Origin of the sequence: Nocardiopsis sp. NPDC101807 (assembly GCF_044766605.1) — a bacterium.
Lineage (GTDB): Bacteria > Actinomycetota > Actinomycetes > Streptosporangiales > Streptosporangiaceae > Nocardiopsis > Nocardiopsis tropica.
Map to the genome: position 1 here is coordinate 33,465 of NZ_JBIWMK010000003.1, position 20,362 is coordinate 53,826.

Annotated in this window: 9 protein-coding genes; 4 read left to right on the forward strand and 5 right to left on the reverse strand. The window is 75.9% G+C overall.

Annotation, left to right across the window (positions count from 1 at the left end):
• The 4 genes from ACIRPH_RS09760 to ACIRPH_RS09775 all read right to left on the reverse strand — a co-directional run.
• Positions 1 to 1,225: Gfo/Idh/MocA family oxidoreductase (locus ACIRPH_RS09760; RefSeq protein ID WP_402911766.1), on the reverse strand; the 1,225-nt coding region annotated here is incomplete at its 3' end.
• Positions 1,222 to 2,367 carry an NAD(P)H-binding protein gene (locus ACIRPH_RS09765; protein ID WP_402911769.1) on the reverse strand — a complete coding sequence of 382 codons (1,146 nt, stop codon included), beginning with the start codon at positions 2,365 to 2,367 and terminating at the stop codon, positions 1,222 to 1,224. The genes ACIRPH_RS09765 and ACIRPH_RS09760, both read right to left, overlap by 4 nt.
• Positions 2,364 to 7,826, reverse strand: a complete 5,463-nt coding sequence (locus ACIRPH_RS09770) for an amino acid adenylation domain-containing protein (protein ID WP_402911773.1) — start codon at positions 7,824 to 7,826, stop codon at positions 2,364 to 2,366. The genes ACIRPH_RS09765 and ACIRPH_RS09770 overlap by 4 nt, the downstream gene beginning before the upstream one ends.
• A complete protein-coding gene (locus ACIRPH_RS09775) occupies positions 7,823 to 14,404 on the reverse strand; it encodes an amino acid adenylation domain-containing protein (RefSeq protein ID WP_402911776.1) in 6,582 nt (2,193 codons plus the stop codon). Before ACIRPH_RS09775 ends, ACIRPH_RS09770 begins: the two co-directional genes overlap by 4 nt.
• A gap of 171 nt (positions 14,405 to 14,575) precedes the next feature.
• On the opposite strand from ACIRPH_RS09775, the gene ACIRPH_RS09780 reads away from it, so the two are divergent.
• The 4 genes from ACIRPH_RS09780 (at position 14,576) to ACIRPH_RS09795 (ending at position 19,046) form a co-directional block, all read left to right on the forward strand.
• Positions 14,576 to 16,231, forward strand: coding sequence for a (2,3-dihydroxybenzoyl)adenylate synthase (locus tag ACIRPH_RS09780; protein WP_402911779.1), 1,656 nt, complete (start codon positions 14,576 to 14,578; stop codon positions 16,229 to 16,231).
• A 170-nt stretch (positions 16,232 to 16,401) separates the two neighbouring features.
• Positions 16,402 to 16,599 carry a ferredoxin gene (locus tag ACIRPH_RS09785; protein ID WP_402911781.1) on the forward strand — a complete coding sequence of 66 codons (198 nt, stop codon included), beginning with the start codon at positions 16,402 to 16,404 and terminating at the stop codon, positions 16,597 to 16,599.
• Between the two features lie 208 nt (positions 16,600 to 16,807).
• The gene (locus ACIRPH_RS09790) at positions 16,808 to 18,130 is read left to right on the forward strand and encodes a salicylate synthase (RefSeq protein ID WP_402911783.1); all 1,323 of its coding nucleotides are present in this window, start codon (positions 16,808 to 16,810) and stop codon (positions 18,128 to 18,130) included.
• Between the two features lie 58 nt (positions 18,131 to 18,188).
• Complete coding sequence (locus ACIRPH_RS09795; protein WP_402911785.1) at positions 18,189 to 19,046, forward strand: SAM-dependent methyltransferase; 858 nt, start codon at positions 18,189 to 18,191, stop codon at positions 19,044 to 19,046.
• A gap of 79 nt (positions 19,047 to 19,125) precedes the next feature.
• Here the strand turns inward: ACIRPH_RS09795 and ACIRPH_RS09800 are convergent, their stop codons facing one another.
• The gene (locus ACIRPH_RS09800) at positions 19,126 to 20,280 is read right to left on the reverse strand and encodes a chorismate-binding protein (RefSeq protein ID WP_402911787.1); all 1,155 of its coding nucleotides are present in this window, start codon (positions 20,278 to 20,280) and stop codon (positions 19,126 to 19,128) included.
• Positions 20,281 to 20,362: the final 82 nt, after the last annotated feature.

Sequence of the window (20,362 nt, forward strand, 5' to 3'; positions counted from 1 at the left end):
CGTGGTTTGGGCCCCCCGGGCCCGCGGGGGGCGGGGGGCGCGCCACGGGGGGGGGGGCGGGGCCCGGCCGCGCCGGGCCCCCGGCCGGGGCGGGGGGGGGCGCCGCGGGGGGGGGGGCCCCCCCCGCCGCGAGCGCCTCCGGCGCCAGGGGCTCGGGGGCGGGGGGACGGATCAGCCCCGGCGGCCCCAGGCGTTCCATCAGCTCCCGCCAGAGGGCGAAGACCGCCAGGTCCTGCTGGGCCGACCGGAGCGGGTCCCCGCCCTCGGCGACGGCCGCGGCGAACCCGTCGAGGGCCTCGCCGATGGCCTCGGGCCACAGCTCGGAGAAGATCTCGGAGATCCGGGGCGGCGGACCCGCCTGGCCCAGGACCGCCGACGCGGGCAGCCGCAGCGACTCGGCCCCGGCCCCGGGCGTGAACACCAGCCGGTGCCCGGGGTCGCGGGGCGAGTGGATCCGCGGGTGCCACAGCACGGGCCCGTGGGTGTCGGCCAGGGTCAGGACCCCGCCTTCGGTCCCCACCGCCACGCGGTGCCAGAAGAGGGAGTGGTTGTCCCGGTCCCCGGGGTGGATCTGGTTGTGCACCCGCAGTGTCAGCGGGGCCCCGGCGATGGCCCCGTGCAGCAGGCTCAGCGGCGCCTCCCCCTTCGCCGCCGCGACGACGTCCTCGGCCGGTGGAACGGGATCGCCCAGCCTCCAGGGGCGGGTGCCGCCCAGGGCGCGCGCCAGGATGTCGATCAGGGGGGCCAGGACGTGGACCGGGGCCGCCGCGTCGACGAACAGGACACGCTGGAGTCCGCGCAGTCTGCGCGCCGCCCCGATGAACTCGCGCACCGGGGCCACGTGGGGGTAGTGGGTGTTGACCTGGAACTGCCGGCCGGCCTTCCTCGCCGTGCGCAGGGACTCCGACAGCTCGTCGGGGTGCAGCGGGTGCTCCTGGAGCACGTGCACGCCCCTGGCGAGCAGGGTGCGCGCGAGTTCGGACCCCTGGCCCCCCATGACCGCCGCGGGCACCGCCACGACGGCCGCGTCGACGTCGGCGGGGAGCTCGTCCGGGGAGGTGTGGCAGGGCACGCCGTGCCGTTCGGCCAGTTCCCGGGAGTGGCTGCTGCCGGTGGAGAGGAGTCCCACGAGGGTGAACCCGGGATGGCGCCGGACGGCGTCGATGTAGAGGCGGCCGAAGTTCGTGCCGCAGACGACGGTGCGCAGCGGTGCGGGCGCGTTCACAGCTCACCGTCCTCGACGGCCTCGTCCGCGTCGCCGGGGGCCGGCGGCGCGGCGGCGTGGTGGTGGACCGCGAACTCCGCGTCCCCGTTGGCCCTCAGCGCCTCCACCGTGGCCCGCGGGTCCATCGCCTGGGCCGCGTAGTGCAGCCCCCCGCCGATGCGTCCGGCCAGGACGTCCAGGGCCGCGAGCGCCGCGACGGCCCCGGTGAGCCGGTAGCTGCTGTCGCAGTGGACCACGCAGGTGCGTGCCCAGTCCCGGCCCGAGAGGCTGAACACCAGCCGGTAGTAGGGCACGCCGCCCGCGGCGTCGACCTCGGCGGCGCGCCGGATGCGCCCGGTCACCGCGTCGCGCTGCTCGGCGGTGTCCATCGGCAGGGTCGGCAGCGCGGTGAGCAGCTCGCGCACCTGTGTTCCGGGGAGGACGTTGTACCAGTCGGCCTCGGCCAGGCCCATGCGCGCGGCCAGGCGCTCCACCTCGGTGGTCAGGAGCGGCTGCAGGGCGACCGGGTGGGGGAAGTAGGGGGCCCGGGCGCCGTCGGCCACGCGCAGGACCCCCGGGGCGCGGCGGCCCTGCCGCCAGGCCGCGAGGGGGTGGCCGAAGCGCTCGCCGTCCGCTCCCCCGGTGTCCAGGGAGAGCACGATGTCGGCCGCCACGCTCTCGGTCGCGTGTTCCAGCCCGCCCGCGTAGCCGGTCATCCTGAGCGCCGGACCGTCGGCGGGGCCGGCTCCGGCGAGCCAGAGGGGGACCAGTCCCGCCAGGCCGGGGACGGTCCCGGCCGACAGGACGACGCAGCGGTCCGGCCCGACCGCGCCCGACTCCGTGAGGGACTCGTGGACGGGGTCGTCGCCCATGACGTCGACGACGTCGGCGCCCGCGGCCAGCCCGGCCAGCGCGACGGTGTCCTTGAGGAGGTAGCTGGGACCGGCGCAGTTGACCAGCAGGGTGCAGCCCGCGCTGAACCGGGCGAGCGAGGCGGGGTCGCAGGCGTCGACCCCGACGGTCTCGCTGCCCTCGGGCCAGGGGCCGGAGGGGACGGCGGAGGGCCGCCGGGCCCCCAGGCGCAGGGGGCCCGCCCCGGCCGCGGCCAGGGCCGCGGCGGTGTGGCGCCCGACCGCGCCGGAGGCGCCGATGATGCCGATCACGACGTCTTCCCTTCGATGATCTCGTGCAGGTGGTCGTCGACCGTGGGGACGTTCTCACCCGTCATGCAGGTGAAGTGCTCGCCGGGGATGTCGCGGGTGCGCAGTTCGCCGAGGCAGATCCTCGCCCAGTGGTCGGCGATGGTGTCGGCGCTGCCGGGGAAGGGGTAGGCGCCGTTGTGCCGCAGGAAGGTGATGTCGCCCGCGTAGGGTTCGGCCCGGTGCCGGCTCAGCGCGAAGGTGCTCTGCTGGTAGGTGCGCAGGGCCCGCAGCAGGCCCTCGGGCTGGTAGGTGTCGGCGAGCTCGGGCGGCAGCGCCTCGCACATGCGGGTCACCCGGGCCATGCGCGGCACCGCCTCCAGGGCCTCGAAGGCGGCCGCGACGTCGGCGAACTCCCCGTCCAGGTCGGCGATCGCGCCGTCCAGGACGGCCTCGGGAGAGCGGTCGAGCACGGCGGAGACCGCCTCGCCCACGCGCTCGGAGTCGGCGGGGAACCCGATGTGGGACGGGTCCATGCCCATCATGAGCGAGAAGGAGTACTCGGAGAGCAGCTCGTCGTCGATGCGGAAGGTCGGGCTGTGGCTGCTGATGACCGTGAGGCTGCGAACGGTGGCGCCGGCCTCGGCGAGCCCCCGGGCCACCTCGGTGGCGATGACCCCGCCCACGCAGTAGCCGACGACGTCGACCCGCGTGTGCCCGGCGTCGAGCAGGGCGCGCACGTATTCGGCCGCCGTGCGGTCGATGAGCCCGTTCGGGTCGGCGTTGCGGAAGTTCTCGGGCGCCGGCAGCTCCAGGCCCACCAGCCCGTGCCCTCCACCGGAACGGGCGCGGAGCCGGGTGACCAGGGGCCGGTACGGCAGCAGGGTCCCCGTTCCGGCGTGCACGAGCACGGTCACCGGGGCGCCGGGCTCGGGCCGGATCAGCTCCACCAGCGGCGAGTTCTCGGCCTCCGCCTCCGCCTCGGGGGCGGAGAGCTCCCGCAGGTAGGCGGCGAGGCCGGCGATGGTCGGCCGGCGCAGCAGGTGGCGCAGGACGACCTCCCACTCGAGGTCCCATTCGTGGCCGGCCAGCCCGTCGCGCAGCCGTCCGACGATCCGGGCCACCAGCAGCGAGTCGCCGCCCAGCGCGAAGAGGTCGTCGTCGCGTCCGATGCGCTCCGTCTCGAGCAGCTCGGCCCACAGGGCCGCCAGTGCGCGCTCCAGGTCGTCGCGGGGGCTCTGGTCGCCGGCCTCCTCGGCGGGTCCGGCGCCCAGTTCGAGCGACCGCTTCTCCAGTGCGCCGCGGTTCAGCTTGCCGTTCTCCGTCCTCGGCAGGGCGTCGACGACCTCCCACTGGGAGGGCACCGAGTACTCGGGGAGCAGTTCGTGGCCGCGGCGCGTCAGCGACGCCACCTCGACCGGCTCCAGCAGGGGTTTGGCCCGGACCAGGTAGAGGTGCTGGCCGAAGGCCCGGGCCGTTCCGGTGTCCTCGGGGAACGCGGCGGCGACCTGGTGGCCGCGGCCTCGGAACAGCTCCTGCCACTGCTCGTGGCGCAGGAACGTCTGCTCCTGCTCCCGGCGGACGTCGGTGAACGGTCCCGCGTGCTCGGCCGTGAACTCCGCGGAGATCCGGAGCGCGTGGTCGTCGTCGTCGGTGTTGGCCAGCAGGAGCATCCACCCGCCCGGCGCCACCAGGGTGGAGAGGCGCTCCAGGGCGGCTTCCACGTCGGGGAGGTTGTCCAGGACGCCGACGCAGACCAGCAGGTCCACGGAGTTGCGGGCCAGGCCCTGTCCGGCGGGGTCCTGCGCGGGGTCGAAGGCCGCGCAGCGCACGCGCGGGTCGTCGGAGAAGTCCTGCTCGAACACGGACCGGTTCTGCGCCGACGCGTCGGTCCCCAGGTAGTCGACCCGGTGGTCGGCCAGGGCGGGCAGCAGGTCGCCGGCCACGCCGCCGCCGCGCAGCCCGACCTCCATGATCCGCAGCGGTTCGGCGGTGTCGCGGGTGCGTGCGATCTCGGCCGCCGCGGCGGCCAGGACCGAGCGCAGCGCGGAGGATCCTGCGTTCGCGGCGTAGGCGGCGGTCAGCGCCCGCGGGTCGGCGCCGGAGAACGGCCGGGCCGCCTCCTCCCGCCCGGCGACCAGGTCGGACAGGTGCTCGGCTCCGGCACGCACCGCGGCGAACAGTTCGGGGCTCCACCGCGCCCGCTCCTCGAGGCGGGCGGCCTCGTCCCAGGCGCGGGCGGTGGCCTGCGGGCCGGGGGCGCGCAGGCCGGCGAGCTTCCCGCCGGGGGTGCGCTCCAGGAGGCCGTCGGTGACGAGCCCCCGGATCCAGCGCCGCACCAGGCGGTGGTGTGCGGGGGCCGCTCCCAGCGCGTCGCACACCTGTTCCGGTGAGAGCTCGCCGCCCCCGGCGAAGGCCGGGGCGAGCGTGTCGGCGATGGAGGACGCGGCCGCCTCGGCGAGCGCGGCGCGGAACGCGGCGAGTCCGTCGAGGTCGGCCCGCTGCCCGGCCTGCCGGGCGGCGTCGCGGACGGCGGGGAGCAGCGTCCGCGGGAGCGGGAGGGGGGTGTCGCGGCGGGCGGGTTCGACGAAGGCCGTCAGGCTCTGGCCCGCGCCCGTGGGCCCGGATCCGCGCCCGCCGGTGAGCACGACCGCCGCCGCGCCCACCTCCGGCAGCGACTCCACCGCCGCCTGCACCTCGCCGAGCTCGATCCGGTAGCCGCGGATCTTGACCTGCTGGTCCTCGCGGCCGAGGAACTCGATCACCCCGTCGGGCCAGTAGCGGCCCATGTCGCCGGTGCGGTAGAGGCGCTCGCCGGTCTCCGGGTGCCGGATGAACCGGGCCGCCGTCCGCTCCTCGTCGCCGAAGTAGCCCTGGGCCAGACCGATGCCCCCGATGTACAGCTCGCCCACGACCAGGTCGGGACAGGGCCGCAGCGCCGTGTCCAGGACGTGGAACGTCTGGTTGTCCATCGGCCTGCCGTAGGGGATGCTGCGCCAGGCGGGGTCGACCCGGTCGATCGGGTGGTGGATGGACCAGATCGACGCCTCGGTGGCGCCGCCGAGGCTGTGCACCGCCATGTTCGGGGCCCAGGTCCGCACGGCCTCGGGCAGCGCGGTGGGGATCCAGTCGCCGGAGAGCAGCGCGACGCGCAGGGAGGGCAGGGGCGGGTCGTCGGCGCGCAGGTAGTCGTGCACCATCTGCAGCTGTCCGGGGACCGAGTTCCAGAAGGTGACCTGCGCGGACCGGACGGTCTCGATCCACTCGGAGGGGTCGCCGCGGCGCGCGGGGTCGGGCAGCACCACGGCGGCCCCGACCGCCAGCGGGCCGAAGACGTCGTAGACGGAGAGGTCGAAACCGAGCTGGGCCAGTGCGAGGACGCGGTCGTCCGCGGTCACGTCGAACCTGCGGTTGACGTCGGTGACCGTGTTCAGCGCCGCGGCGTGGCTGATCATGACGCCCTTGGGGGCGCCGGTCGACCCCGAGGTGTAGATGACGTAGGCCAGGTCGTCGGGGCCGGTGCCGGGCCGCGGCGGGGGGCCGGAGGCCAGGGGGAGGCTGTCGACGGCGACGGTGGTGCATCCCGGGGGCCACTCCCCCTCCTCCACCAGCCAGGACTGGGTCAGCACGACCGAGGCCCCGGCGTCGGCGAGGATCGCCGTGCGGCGGCGCGCCGGCTGCGTGGTGTCCAGGGGGAGGTAGGCGGCGCCCGCCATCAGGGCGCCCAGGACGCCGGCGACCTGTTCCCACCCCTTCTCCATCGTGACGGCGACCAGGTCGCCCGCGCCGACGCCGGCGGCGCCCAGCGCCCGTGCGACCGCCGTCGCGCGCCCGACCAGCTCGCCGTAGGTCAGCGAGCGGTCCCGGTCGATCACGGCGACGCGCCCGGGGTCGCGCTCGGCGGCGGCCAGCACCCCCTCGTGCAGCAGGGCGCGCGGCACCGGGGCGGCGGTGTCGTTGACCCGCTCGCGGACGGCGCGGGTGCCCTCCGGCAACTCGATGCGGGCCGCCTCGTTCCAGGCGTCCGGGTCCTCGGCCAGACGGGTCATGAGGGCGGTGAAGGCGGCGAAGAGGTCGGCGGCGGTGTCCCCGCCCAGAACCCCTTCGCGCACGTCCCAGCTCAGGGCCAGTTCGTCGGCGCGCTCCATCACCTGGCAGTCCAGCCAGACCTGCGGGGTCTGGGTCTGGGCGTGGCGGATGGCCGCGGCGGGCCGGCGGGCCGCCGCCGAGCCGAGTGTGCTGGTGAACACGACCGGCATGAGCACGGTGTCGCTGTCGCTGCGCCGGGTGAGGTCGGCCAGGACCTGGCTCCCGGTGTACAGGGAGTGCGCCAGGTCCTCCAGCAGGGTGTCGCGCAGGGTGGCCGCGCGTTCGGCGAACGTCTGCGCGGGCCGCAGGTCGACGGCGAGGAGTTCGACCGCGGTGAAGTCCCCCACGAGGCGGTCGACGTCGTCGTGCAGGGGCAGGCGGGTGAAGGTGGGGACGTTGAGCGTGAACTGCGGGCTGCGGCTCCAGCGGCCCAGCACCTCGGCGTAGGCGGCCATCGCGGCGGCCGAGGCGGTGACCCCGGCTCGGGCGGCGTTGGCCTCGAAGGACGCGCGCTGCCCGGCGCCGAGGATCTCCTCGAAGCGCCGGAAGGCGCCGACCCGTCCGCCGTCGGCGGGCAGCGGCAGGTCGGGGGCGGGGGGCAGGGTGGGCAGCCGCCGGGTCCAGTAGTCGCGGGCGCGGTCGTACTCGCCGGTGAGCGTCTGGTTGCGGCGCGCCAGGACGTAGTCGCGGAAGCCGATCTCCGGGGTCACGGTCTCCCGGCCGTGGTAGGCGTCCTCCAGTTCGGACAGGACCAGCAGCAGGCTGGCGTAGTCGACGATGAGCTGGTCGATCGACAGGTGCAGGACGAGTTCGTCGGCGCACCGCGTCATCCGCAGCTCGAACAGCGGCGGCACGTCGGTGGGCGGGACCCTGGAGGCGAGTTCCCGGCGCACCAGGTCCACGCGCTCCTCGACCTCGGCGGGGGTGGCGCCGCGCAGGTCGACGGTCGGCACCGGCTTCTCCGGGATCTCGGGCAGGACCTCCTGGAAGCCGTCGGGGTGGACCACCGCGCGCAGCATGCCGTGGCGGCGCACCACGGACCACCAGCTCTCCTGGAGCCGCTCCGGGTCGGTGTCGGCCGGGAAGGAGAGTTCGACGTAGACGTGGCAGGCCACCCCGCCGTACCCGTAGGCGCTGCCGCGTCCGACCAGGTAGGCCGCCTGGATGTCGGTCAGCGGGAAGGGGGTGCCGACCGACTCGGGGTCGGGGGTGATCCGGGTGGCGAGGCGGCGGGCGGTCAGGTGGGCGAGGACCTCGGCGCGGTTCTCGCGCAGCAGCGCCTTGCGCTCCTCGGTCAGCACGCCCTTGGGGGCGCGGAACCGCAGGGCGCCGTCGTCCTCCCAGAGCCGGATGCCGTCCTTCTCCATCTCGGAGACGAGCTGATGGGCGTTCATAGGATTCCGCTTTCTTCGTCGTCGCGGGAGGCGAGCGCGTGGTCGACCTGTCGTGCCAGGTCGGCGAGGGTGGATGCGGTGAGGAAGGAACGGACCGAGATCTCGACGCCGAACGCCTCGCCCGTGGCTGTGACCAGGCGCAGCGCGGTCAGGCTGTCGCCGCCGGCGGCGAAGAAGTCGGCGTGGCGGTGCTCGGCCCCGGCGCCCAGGAGTTCGGTCCACAGGGCGGCGACGCGGATCTCGGTCTCCCCCGTGGGCGGTCCCGACGCGGCGCGCTCCCGGACGGCGGCCTCCTCGGCCAGCGCGCCGCGGTCCACGGCGCCCTCGGCTGTCAGGGGCAGGCGGGGCAGGCGGGTGATCCGGGACGGGACCGCGAAGGGGGGCAGCAGTCCGGACAGGTGGCGGGAGAGGCCGTCGGGCTCCTCCCCGTCGGCGGTCACCGTGTAGGCGTGGAGCCGGCGTTCGCGCCCCTCTCCCACGGTGACCACCGCCGCGTGGACGACGCCCGGGTGCGACTCGACGGCGCCCTCGACGGCGCCGATGTCGACGCGGCGGCCGTTGAGCCGGGCCTGCGGTTCGGGGCCGAGGAACTCGACGGCGCCGCCGGGCAGGTACCGGGCGCGGGTCCCGGTCGGGCGGAGCCGCCCGTCCGGGTCGGGCGCCCCGGTCGTGGCCGGGTCGGGCGCGGCGTCGGGGCCTGCGATCCAGAGGTCGCCGATCACCTGGTCGGGGCATTCACGGCCGGCGGAGTCCACCACGCGCAACCGGTGGCCCGCCAGGGGCCGCCCGGAGGGCGCCGGGCCGTCCGCGTCGGCGTCGATCTCGACGGCGCTCGCCCAGCCGGCGCTGCCACGGCCGCCGTACAGGGCGACGAGCCGGCCGCCGCCGGTGGCCCGGCGCAGGCGCCCGGCCAGTCCGGTGCCCACCCGGTCGCCCGAGACGAGCGCCAGGCGCAGGTCGGGCAGCGGCGCCCCCTCTCCGGCCGGGGCCGCCGCGATCAGCGCGTCGAGCAGCATCGGCGGGCCGTTCCACACCGTCGCGCCGTGCTCGGCGGCCAGCGCGGCCGCGGCGCGCGGGTCGTCCGCGACGTCGGTCGCGGGGCACACCAGGGCGCCGCCGGCGCCGAGCGGTCCGAACACGCTGAACGCGCCCACGGCCGCCGCCGGGGGGTCGCCCGCGAGCACCCGGTCCCGCGCGTCGATCCCGAACCTCTCGCGCACCGCGGCGATCGTCGCCACCGCCGAGCCGTGGTCGACGGACTCGACCGCGGCGCCCTCCCCGTCCCGGCCCGCCCGGACGGTGACGTAGGCCGCCGCCCCGGGGTCGGCGGCGACCGCCGTCCGCAGGGGTTCGGCGGCGGCGAGGTCGGTGAGTTCGGCGTGGTCCGGTCCGTCCGCGAGGCCGGGGCCGACGATCACGAGGCGGGCCCCGGCCGCTCGCCGTTCGTGTTCGCGTCGTGAGGGGGGCGCCTCCGGGTCGCCCAGCAGGTAGGCCGCGCCGGTGGAGAGCACCCCCAGGATCGCGGCGACCCGGTCGGCCCCGGGGGGCAGGGTGATCGCGACGACGCCGCCGGGGCCCGCGCCCCGCTCGGCCAGGCCGCCCGCGACCCGGGCGGCCCGCGCGGCGAGTCCGCCGTAGGTGAGGGGTTCGCGGCCGGGGGCTCCGAGGACGGCGGGGCGGTCCGGCTCCTCCCCGGCGCGGCGCAGGACCTCGCCGTGGAGGGTGCCCTCCGCGGCGGCGGGGAGGGCCGCCGGGGCGGGACGGCGCGTGTCCGCCTGGGCGCGCGGGAGCACCGGCGGGGCGGCCGTGTCCCAGTCGCTCCCGGCCAGCCAGGCCAGCATCGCGTTGTAGGCGTCGAACATGGAGTCGAGCACGCCGGGACGGAACAGTTCCTCGATGGCGTCCCAGGTGACCATGACGCCGCCCCGGGACTCGGTGACCTGGTTGTCCAGGAGCACCTGCGGGGTCTGGGAGATGCCCCACACCTTCTCGGGGAAACCGTCGGAGAGGTCCTTGACGGTGCGGTCGCCCACCCCGACGGAGCTGCTGAAGACCACGGGCATGGCCGCGTCGACCGCCCCGGTGCGCTTGGCGAGCTCCTGCAGCAGCCAGGTCACGGAGGCCTCGCGGTGGTCGAGGTCCTCGCTCATGACGCGCTGCAGGCGGTGCGCGGCGGCCGGCCACGGCTCCCCGGCGCGCGGCTCGTAGCCGAGCAGGGACACCGAGGTGAAATCGCCCATGATCAGGTCGATGTGGGGGTGGACCGGCTGCCGGTTGAACAGGGTGAGGTTGACCGCCACCTCCGGGTGGTCGCTCCAGGCCGACAGGACCTCCGCGTAGCAGGTGAGGAGGACGACCGACGGTGTCAGGCCGTGGGCGCGGGCCTTGTCGGTGATCGCCTCCCAGTCCCGCGCGCGGAGGGGGCGCCGGCGGCGGGTGAAACGGGGGTGCTCCACGGTGGAGGGGTCGGCGACCAGCGGGAGCGAGGGCGCGGGCGGCAGTGTCCGGAGCCGGTTCGTCCAGTGCCGGCGCGCGTGCTCGACCGCGTCGGGGTCGGGTTCGGACTGCAGGACGTAGTCGCGGAAGGAGACGTCGATCGGCTCCAGCTCCGCCCCGGGGTCGCTGTAGAGCCGGTCGAGCTCTCCGTACAGGGCGATGATCGAGGCGGCGTCCAGGACGATGTAGTCGAGCCCGATCGCCAGGCGCGTGCGCGTGGCGCCGCCGCCGGGATAGCGCACGGCCCGCAGCTCGAACAGGGGCCACCGGGTCAGGTCGATGCTCAGGTGGGAGGCCTCCTCGCGCAGCGAGGCCAGGGCCTGCGCGGCCTCCTCCTCGGTGGCCGCCTCCGTGACGGCCACCGTGACCGGTGGCACCCGCGGCAGGATGCGCTGGCGTCCGTCCTCGTCGAAGACGGCGCGCAGCATCTCGTGCCGGTCCACCAGGGCCGTCCAGGCGCGTGTGAACCGGTCGAGGTCGACGTCGGCGCCGTCGAACTCGCTGTAGTGGTAGGTGCCCACGCCTCCGAGGGAGAGCCTGCTGTCGCGTCCGATCCAGAACGCCCGCTGGACGTCGGTCATCGGGAAGGGCAGGTGGCGGTTGGCGGTGTCGCCCTCGCCCAGGACGGTGCCGGTCGGCGGCTCCTGCCGGGTGAGGGTGGCGGCGAAGTCGGCCAGCGCGGGAGAGGAGAACAGGCCCGCGACCCGTGCGCCGCCCGCGCCGCGTTCCCGCAGGGCGCCGATCATCCGGGTGGCCAGGAGCGAGTCGCCGCCCAGGGCGAAGAACCCGTCGTCGCGCCGGATGCCCTTGACGTCCAGGAGCTCGCCCCAGACCTCGGCCACCACGGTCTCGGCCCACCCGCGCGGGGACCGGTCCCCGTCGCCGTCGTCCTCGGGGGCGCGGCCGGTCGCGGCCGTGGCCAGGGCCTCGGCGCTCCGGCGGTCGGGCTTGCCGTTGGCGGTCAGGGGGAGGGCGTCCACCAGCACGGTCTGGGCGGGGACCATGTAGGAGGGGAGGGCGCGCTCCAGGGTGGCGCGGAGCTCCGCCTCGGCCGCCGGCCCCGCCCCCGAGGCGGCCACCAGGGCGAGCCTGCGCGGTGTGCCGGTGACGAGCGCCACCGCGGCGGAGACGCCCGGGCACGAGGCGGCGGCGGCTTCGACCTCGCCCAGCTCGATGCGGTGTCCGCGCAGTTTCACCTGGTGGTCGGCGCGGCCGAGGAACTCCAGGACGCCGTCGGAGCGGTAGCGTGCCCGGTCGCCGGTGCGGTACCACCTGCGGCCCTGGTCGGTGACGAACTTCTCGGCGGTGCGCCCGGGGTCGCCGCGGTAGGCGGTCGCCAGGCCCGCGCCGCTGACCCAGAGCTCGCCCGGGACCCAGTCGGGGCGGTCGCGGCCGTGGTGGTCCACGACCCGGGCGCGCATGTTGGGCAGCGGGAGGCCCCACGGGATCGACGTCCACGAGGGGTCGACCCGGTCGACCTCGAACACCGTGGAGTGCACGGCGGCCTCGGTCATCCCGCCCAGGGCGGTGAACCGCGCCCGCGGGGCCAGGGCGTGCAGGCGCCCGGGCTGGTCGAGGCCGACCCAGTCGCCGCCGAGCAGGACGAACCGCAGTCGGTCGCCGAAGCCGCCGGGACGCGACTCGGCGGCGGTCAGCACCATGTCGAGCAGGGCGGGCACGCAGTTCAGGAGCGTGACGCCGTGCTCGCGCATCAGCGCGACCCAGTGGTGGGCGTCGCGGCGGGCCTCGTCCTGGACGAGGACCACCGACCCTCCCGCGGACAGGGGGGCGAAGAGGTCGTAGACGGACATGTCGAAGTCCAGGTCCGCGAGGGCCAGCCCGCGGTCCCGCGGTCCCACGTCGAAGCGGTCGTTCAGCGCGGCGATCGTGTTCACGGCCGCCCCGTGCGAGACCTCCACGCCCTTGGGGACCCCGGTGGACCCCGAGGTGAAGATGACGTAGGCGGTCGCGTCGAGGGGCTGTGCGAGGTCCGGCGGCGCGGGCTCGCACCCGTCCGCGTCCTCGACCAGCACGACCGGCGGGCCTGTGCGGCCCCGCGACGGGCCGGCGGGCCGGTCGGCGTGCGCGGCGTCGGTGAGCAGGGCCGCGGCGTCGGCCGCGGCCAGGATGCGCGCCGTGCGCTCGGCGGGCTGTTCCACCCCGACGGGGACGTAGGCGGCACCAGCGCCCAGGACCCCGAGCACCGCGGCGACCTGTGCCGCGCCCCGGGGCAGGCTGACCGCCACGGCGTCGCCCGGGGACACCCCGGCCCCGGCCAGCAGCGCGCTGACACGGCCCGCGCGGTCGGCGAGCGCGCCGTAGGTCACCGGTTCGCCGGCGTCGGGGATCAGGGCGAGGGCCTCGGGGTGTTCGCGGGCGGCGCGGAAGAAGCCCTCGTGCAGCCGCTCGGTCACGGCGGGCGCGTCGGTGGCGTTGGCCGCCGCGCGCACGCGCGCCTGGTCCTCGGGGAGCGGCAGGCGCACGGGCGCGGTCCAGGCCGAGGGGTCGTCGACGAGGGAGTCGACGAGGTCGCGGTAGGCCGCGAACGCCGCCTCGGGGACGCCGGGCTCGAACGCGCGGTGGCGCACGTCCCAGTTCAGGAGGAGTCCGCCGTCGAGTTCGGTCACCTGTGCGTCCAGCCAGACCTGCGGGCCCTGGGAGATGATCCACACGGGCTCGCCGAACGCGGCCCTGACCTCGGAGTCGTAGACCTCGCCCAGCCCCAGGGCGCTGGTGTAGACGACGGGGGCCAGGGCCGGAACGCCGTCGGAGGCGCGGGAGAGGTCGCGGAGCACCTCGACGCCGGAGTAGGAGCCGTGGGCGGCCGCCGTGCGCAGGCGGGTCTGCACGTGGCGCGCGGACTCGGCGAAGGCGCGCTCCTCGGTGAGGTCGACGTCGAGCAGGATCGAGCTGCTGAAGTCCCCGACCAGCGACTCGGCCCCTTCCACGTCCAGGTCGCGGTGGAAGAGCGGGAGGTTCAGCAGGAACCTCGGGGAGTCGCTCCAGGCGCCTAGGGTCTCGGCGAAGGCGCCCGCCAGCGCGGCGGCGGGGGTGACCCCGTGGCCGCGCGCGGCGGCCAGCAGCCTCTGCTTGCGCTCGGGGGCGAGCCAGTGGTGCAGCCGGGTGGTCGGGTGGAAGCGCGGCGCGGCCGAGTCCGGGTCGAGGGGGTCCACGACGGTGGGCAGGGCCGGCGGGGCGCTCAGCGACTCCAGGCGCCCGCTCCACCAGGCGCGGTCCTGCTCGCGTTCCCGCTCCCGCGCGGCCCCGACGGCGTCCAGGTAGGCGCGGTAGTCCAGGGGGAGCTCCGGGAGGACGGCGCCGGGGTCGGTGTAGAGCAGTTGGAGGTCGCGCAGCAGGACCCGCATACTCGCGGCGTCGGCCGCCAGCATGTCGAGGTCGATGTGCAACCGGGTGGCCCCGCCGGGCAGGAGCGTCAGCGCGAGGTCGAACACCTCGCCGCGCTCGACGTCCATCCGCCGGTGGGTGTAGTGCTCGCGCAGTTCGGCCAGCCGCCGCTCGACCTGCTCGGCCGTCTCCGCGCTCAGGTCCCGCACGGTCAGCGCGGGGCCGGGCGGGTGGTCCAGGACGCGCTGGCGGCCGTCGTCGAGCACGGTGACCCGCAGCATGCCGTGGCGGCGGCGCAGTGCCGTCACGGCCGTCTCCAGGCGCACCGGGTCGACGGCCGAGCCGTCGAGCTCGGCGTAGAAGTGCGCTCCGACCCCGCCGAGGGGCTGGCCCTCCTGGCGTCCGATCCAGTAGGCGTGCTGCATGGCGGCGAGCGGGAAGGGCGTGCCGGGTCCCTTCGCGTCGGAGCGGGTCCCCCTGGCGGGGGCGGCCAGCGCCAGGAGCCGCTGCCAACCGCGCAGGGTCGCCGCTTCCGCGAGTTCGTCGAAGCCGGCCCCGGCGCCGGAGCGCCGCCACCTCGCGGCCAGGCGCATCAGGGCGATGGAGTCCAGACCGAGCTCGAACAGGTCGTCGTCGGGGCCGATCTCCTCCGGGGGGATGCTCAAGAGCGCGGCGACGGCGTCGCGCAGCTCCCCCTCCGTCGTGGGCACCGTTGGCGGACCGGCTGGCAGCGACACGCGTGATCGTCTCCTTGGCTGGCGGCGGGCTCGGGGGTTCCGGCCCGGTTCCGGCGGGGGTCGGGGGGCCGATGGTACAGATGAAAACGAAAACCGTTATCTTTTTTATCCTAAGCGCGGCATCGAGCGCGATCCCCCACTTGTGTGGCGAAGAACGCAAAAGGAGCAGAGATGACGAAGAGTGCGAATCCTCCCGAGGCACAGGCCCCGGACTGGCCGGGGTGGCCGGAGGAGGCGCGCGAGCGCTACCGGGCGGCCGGCTTCTGGCGCGAGGAGGTCCTGGCCGACCTGCTGGTGCGGCAGGCGGAGCGGCGCCCCGACGCCGTCGCGCTCGTCGACGGCGCCCGCCGGTGGACCTACGCCGAACTGGCCCGGGAGGCGGGTGCGGTGGCGGCGGCGCTCCACCGCCGGGGGGTGCGCCAGGGGGACCGGGTGGTGGTGCAGCTGCCCAACCGGGCGGAGTTCCTGCTGCTCTGGTTCGGGCTGCAGTACCTCGGCGCGGTTCCGGTCCACGCCATGCCCGGACACCGCGGCCACGAGATCTCCCACCTGCTGCGGACCACCGGGGCGGTCGGCTACGCCGTGGCCGACCGCCACGCGCGCTTCGACTACCGGACCCTGGCCGCGTCCATGGCCGAGGAGCACGAGGGGCTGCGCCACGTGATCGTCGTCGGTGACACCGGCGGCCTGGAGGGCGCCGTCGGCTTCGGGGAACTGCGCGCCGACGCCCCCGCGAACAGCGCCACCGCCCCGGCCCGGCCCGACCCCGGGGACATCGCGCTCCTTCTGCTCTCCGGGGGGACGACGGGGACGCCCAAGCTCATTCCGCGCACGCACCAGGACTACGGCTACAACGCCCGCGCCGCCGCGGCCGCCGGCGGCCTCACCGCGGACAGCGTCTACCTCGCCGCGCTGCCCGCCGCCTTCAACTTCGCGATGTGCTGCCCGGGGATCCTCGGCACGCTGACCGCGGGCGGCACGGTGGTCATGGCGCCCAGCCCCGCCCCCGAGACGGCGTTCCCCCTGATCGCCCGCGAGGGCGTGACCGTGACGGCGCTCAGCCCCCCGATGGTGCCCGTGTGGTTGGAGGCCTACGCCGACCGGGCTCCGGGCACGGCCGAGCTCGACAGCCTCGCGGTCCTGCAGGTGGGGGGAGCCCGGTTGGCGGACGACCTGGCGCGCCGCGTCCGCCCCACCCTGGGGTGCCGTCTCCAACAGGTGTTCGGCATGGCCGAGGGCCTGATCAACGCCACCCGTCTCGACGACCCCGAGGAGCTGGTGTGCACCACCCAGGGGCGGCCCCTCTCCTCCGGCGACGAGGTGCGGGTGGTCGACGGAACGGGCGCCCCGGTACCGGTCGGCGCCGTGGGGGAGCTGCTGACCCGGGGCCCCTACACGCTGCGCGGCTACTACCGCTCCCCCGAGCTCGCCACCACGCACTTCACGCCCGACGGGTTCTACCGGACCGGCGATCTCGTCCGACTCCGCCCGAGCGGCCACATCGACGTCGTCGGCCGGGTGAAGGACCAGATCAACCGCGGCGGGGAGAAGATCGACGCCACCGAGGTCGAGAGCCAGCTGCTCGCCTACCCGGGCGTGTCCGCGGCCGCCCTGGTGGCCGCACCCGACCCCGACCTCGGCGAGCGCTCGGTCGCCTTCCTGGTCTGCGCGGGCGCCCCGCCCACCGTCCGCGAGCTCGCCGCCTTCCTGCGCGGCAGGGGCCTGGCCGGCTACAAGACCCCCGACCGGATCGAGACCGTCGACGCGTTTCCCCTGACGGCGGTCGGCAAGGTCGACAAGAACGCGCTGCGCGAGCGGGTCCGCTGAGTGGCGGCGCCACCCTGCGCGACCGGAGGGGCACGCACAGCGCTGCGACCCCGGCCACACGGGCGCGCGCTTCGCATGAAAACGATAATCATTTACGATCGGTTCGGTGGCGCCCCCGGGCGCCCGGCGGCCCCGACCGGGCCGCTCCACAGTGAAGAGGACGTCCCCGCGTGCGCATCACCGTCCACCCCGAGGTCTGCATCGGCGCCGGTCAGTGCGTCGTCGCCGCCGACCGCGTGTTCGACCAGGGCGAGGAGGACGGGCTCGTGCGCCTGCGCACCGACCGTCCCGGCCCCGCCGACGCCGCGCACGTGCGCAACGCGGTCGACCGCTGCCCCTCCGGCGCGATCGAGCTCACCTCGGAGTGACGTCGCGCTCCCCCCGCTCCCCCGCCCGCCCCGGGCCGGCGCCCTCTCGCGGCGGACCGCGCCCGGCACGCACGGCCGGGGCGGGCGACCGCGCACGGCCGCCGCAGCGGCGGCCGTCCTCGCCGCCCTCGAAACAAGACCGGAGAGACATGTTGACCACGGGTACACCGGAGGCGGCCCACAGGCCGTCCGGGGCAAGGAGCCGACCGTGAGCCGTAGTGAAACCGAACAGGTCGAAGGGCCGATCGACCCCGTCGAGGCCGCCGCCCGGCTCGCGGGCTCGGGGCTCTTCCCCGCCTACGTCCTCTACGAGCGCGAGGGGGTCTGGCGCTTCGGTGGCGGAGAGCGGTGGGGCGTCGACCTCGACAGCGACCGGGTCACGGTCCGCGGCGCCGACGGGACCTCGGACTCCCGCTCCTACACCGGCAGCCCCGCCGACGCGCTGGCGGAGGCCCTGGCCGGACTGCCCGACCCGTCCTGGCGGGCCTACGGCTGGGTGGGGTTCGACTTCGCGCTCCGCTCCCGCGGGGCGGCCCCGCCCGCCGGCGGCGGACCCGCGCGGCTGGCCCGCCTCATCGTGCCCCGGACCGAGGTCCGCATCACCGCCGACGGGGCCCGGATCAGCGGGGGCGAGGCGCAGATGCGCCAGAAGGTGCGCTCCCTGCTCCTCGAACCGGTCGCCTCCCCCGCACGGCCCCGCGCCTCCGTCGAGTCACAGGCCGACCCCCACGGCTACCGCGCGCTCGTGGGCGATGCCCTCGCCGAGATCGAGCGCGGCGACTACCACAAGGTGATCCTCTCCCGGAAGGTCGACCTGCCCTTCCCCGTCGACATCCCCGCCACCTACGCGGTCGGCCGCAGGGCCAACACCCCGGCCCGGTCCTTCCTCCTGGACCTCGACGGGCTCCGCAGCGCGGGCTTCAGCCCCGAACTGGTCGTCACGGTCGGACCCGACCGCGAGGTCTCGACCAACCCGCTCGCGGGCACCCGGGCGGCGGGGCGCGGCACGGCGGCGGACACCGCCGCCCGCGCCGAGCTGGAGGCCGACCCCAAGGAGATCCACGAGCACGCCATCTCGGTCCGCGAAGCCGTCACGGAGATGCGGTCGGTGTGCGCCCCGGACTCCGTCGCGGTGTCCGACTTCATGAGCGTCTCGGTCCGCGGCAGCGTCCAGCACCTGGCCTCCACCGTGCGGGGGCGCCTGGAGGAGGGGTCCACCCCGTGGCACGCCTTCGAGGCGCTGTTCCCCGCGATCACGGCGTCGGGGATCCCCAAACCGCAGGCGATCGAGGCGATCACCCGCCTGGAGGAAGGACGCGGGCTGTACTCCGGCGCCGTGGTCACCGCCACGTCCCGGGGCGAGCTCGACGCCGCCCTGGTCCTGCGCGCCGTCTACGAGGAGCAGGGCCGGGCCTGGCTCCGCGCGGGCGCCGGCATCGTGGCCGCTTCCCGCCCCGAACGCGAATTCGAGGAGACCGGCGAGAAACTGGCCAGCGTACTGCCCCACCTCGTGCCCGCGGCGCGACCGTGACCGCGCCGGCGAACGGGCACCACCGTCCCCCCTGCGAGAGAGCCGAGGCAGCCACACCATGACAGACGTCCAGAAGAACGGGCTGGTTCCCTACCTGCTCGCCAACCGGGCCTTCGTCGCACCGGCCGTCGAACAGGCGGTCGGGGCGATGGACCTGTCCGGGCGCACACGCCTGCTCGACGCGGGAACCGGAGCCGGGGGCGGGCTGGTGGCGCTGGCCCGGGCGGCCGGCCCGGGGGCCCGCGTCCTGGCCGTCGACCGCAACCCCGACGTGCTGGACCTGGCCCGCGAGCACGCACGGGCCGAGGGGGTCTCGGACCGGGTCCGGGTGCGCGCCGCCGACCTGGTCGACGTGCTCGACGAGGCCGCCGTCTCCGGAGACGGGTTCGACGCGATCTGGGCCTCGGACGTGGTCTGGCCCGGCAACTTCGACGACCCCCGGGACCTGGTGGCACGCGCCGCGCGCGCCCTGGCCCCCGGCGGCGTGCTGGGCCTGTTCACCAGCAACTACTACCAGGCCATGTTCCTGCCCGGCCACTCGCGGCTGGAGCGGGCGGCGCGCACCGCCTCCGAGCTCAACTGGGGGATCCCCTCCGGGGGCCCTGCCCACTACGAGCTCCACACGGTCTGGATGGAGGCCGCGGGGCTGCTCGACGTGCACGTGGACGTCTTCCCGCGGGTGGGCTCGCCCGTGGACGCCGACCCGACCGTGCGCCCCTACCTGGAGAACGCCGTATGGCCGGAACTGCGCGAATCGCTGGTCGAACGCGGCGCCGACGCGGGCCTGAGCAGTGAGGAGGTCGCCGAGGCCGAACGGCTCCTGACCCCGGGCCACCCGGACTACATCGTCGACACCGCGGGCTACTACATGGTCCACCCGACCCTGCTCGCCGTGGGGCGGCGCCCCTCGGACTGAGACGGCCGGCCGGCCCCCGTCCTCCGGGGGCCGGCCGGCTTCGCGCGGGGCCGACCTCCCGCGCCTGTCCGGGGGGCGCTCAGCGCAGGCCCAGGGCGAACAGGAGCGCGCGCATCCTGTCGGTGGTCTCCGACAGGACGGCCCCGGGGTCGGAACCGGACATGACGCCACCGCCGACGAAGGCGTCCACCCTGTTGTGGAGCACCTCGGCGCAGCGGGCGGCGACGACCCACTCGCCGTCGCCCCGGGCCGTGCTGTAGCCGACGGCTCCGGAGTGGAAACCCCGGTCGAAGGGCTCCTGCGCGCCGACCGCCCCGGACGCGGGCCGCGAGGGGCAGCCGCCCACGGCCGGGGCGGGGCGCAGGGCCGCCGCCAGGTGGTGCGCCGGCACATCCGCGTCCAGCAGCGTCCCCTCCAGGCGGGTGGACAGGTGCCACATCGTGCCGGTTCCGACCAGCTCGGGCCGCTTCGGCACGTCCAGGGTCCGGCAGTAGGGCGCCAGCGACTCCGCCACCGCGTCGACCACGAAGGCGTGCTCACGCCTGTCCCCGGCCGAGGCGCGCAGTCTCTCGCGGTTGCGGTGGTCCTTGGTCGGATCGGCGCTGCGGGGGACGGAGCCGGACAGCGGCTGGGAGGCCACCCGGACCCCGCGCTTGGAGACCAGCAGTTCCGGGCCCGTCCCCAGAAGGGTGCGGTCCTCCGCCCCTGGTCCGGGCACGTCGACCGCGAAGACGGGTTCGCCCGGATCGCGCCAGAGGAGGTTGTTCAACGCCATGGACGGATCGACCGCCGACGTGCTGTGCAGACGCAGGCCCCTGGCCGACACCACCCTGTCCGGCCCGCCGTCCCCGGCCGTCAGCGCGACCGCCCGCTCGATCGACGCCCTGTGCTCGTCGGGGGCGGGCACGGGCGTGGACCCCCACTCCCCCGGCAGCGGTCGCCGGCGCAGGCCCGACGCCCGGCCCCGGGGCGGCGCGGGTGCGTGGCGCACCGTCCGGGGGAGCAGGAAACGGGCCGACCGCCGCCCGTCGAAGGGGACGGCGCCCAGCACCACGGCCTCGGGCCCCGCGCCCGCGAGCAGGGGGCCGACCCCGTGCACCCCGTCCGCGACCCCCAGGACCCCGGTCCCGTGGAGTGCGCCGGCACCGGTGGAGAAGAACGCGTCCCCGGGCCGGTAGGAGGCCAGGAGCTCGACGACGGACGGCGCCGGCGCGAGCGTTCTCTGTTCAGGCATGTGTCGCATCCTCTGCAGGGGTGGGAGTGGTCTCGGAGGGAACTGCCGCCCGGCCGCGCACCCCTGCCGGGTCGAAGCACCC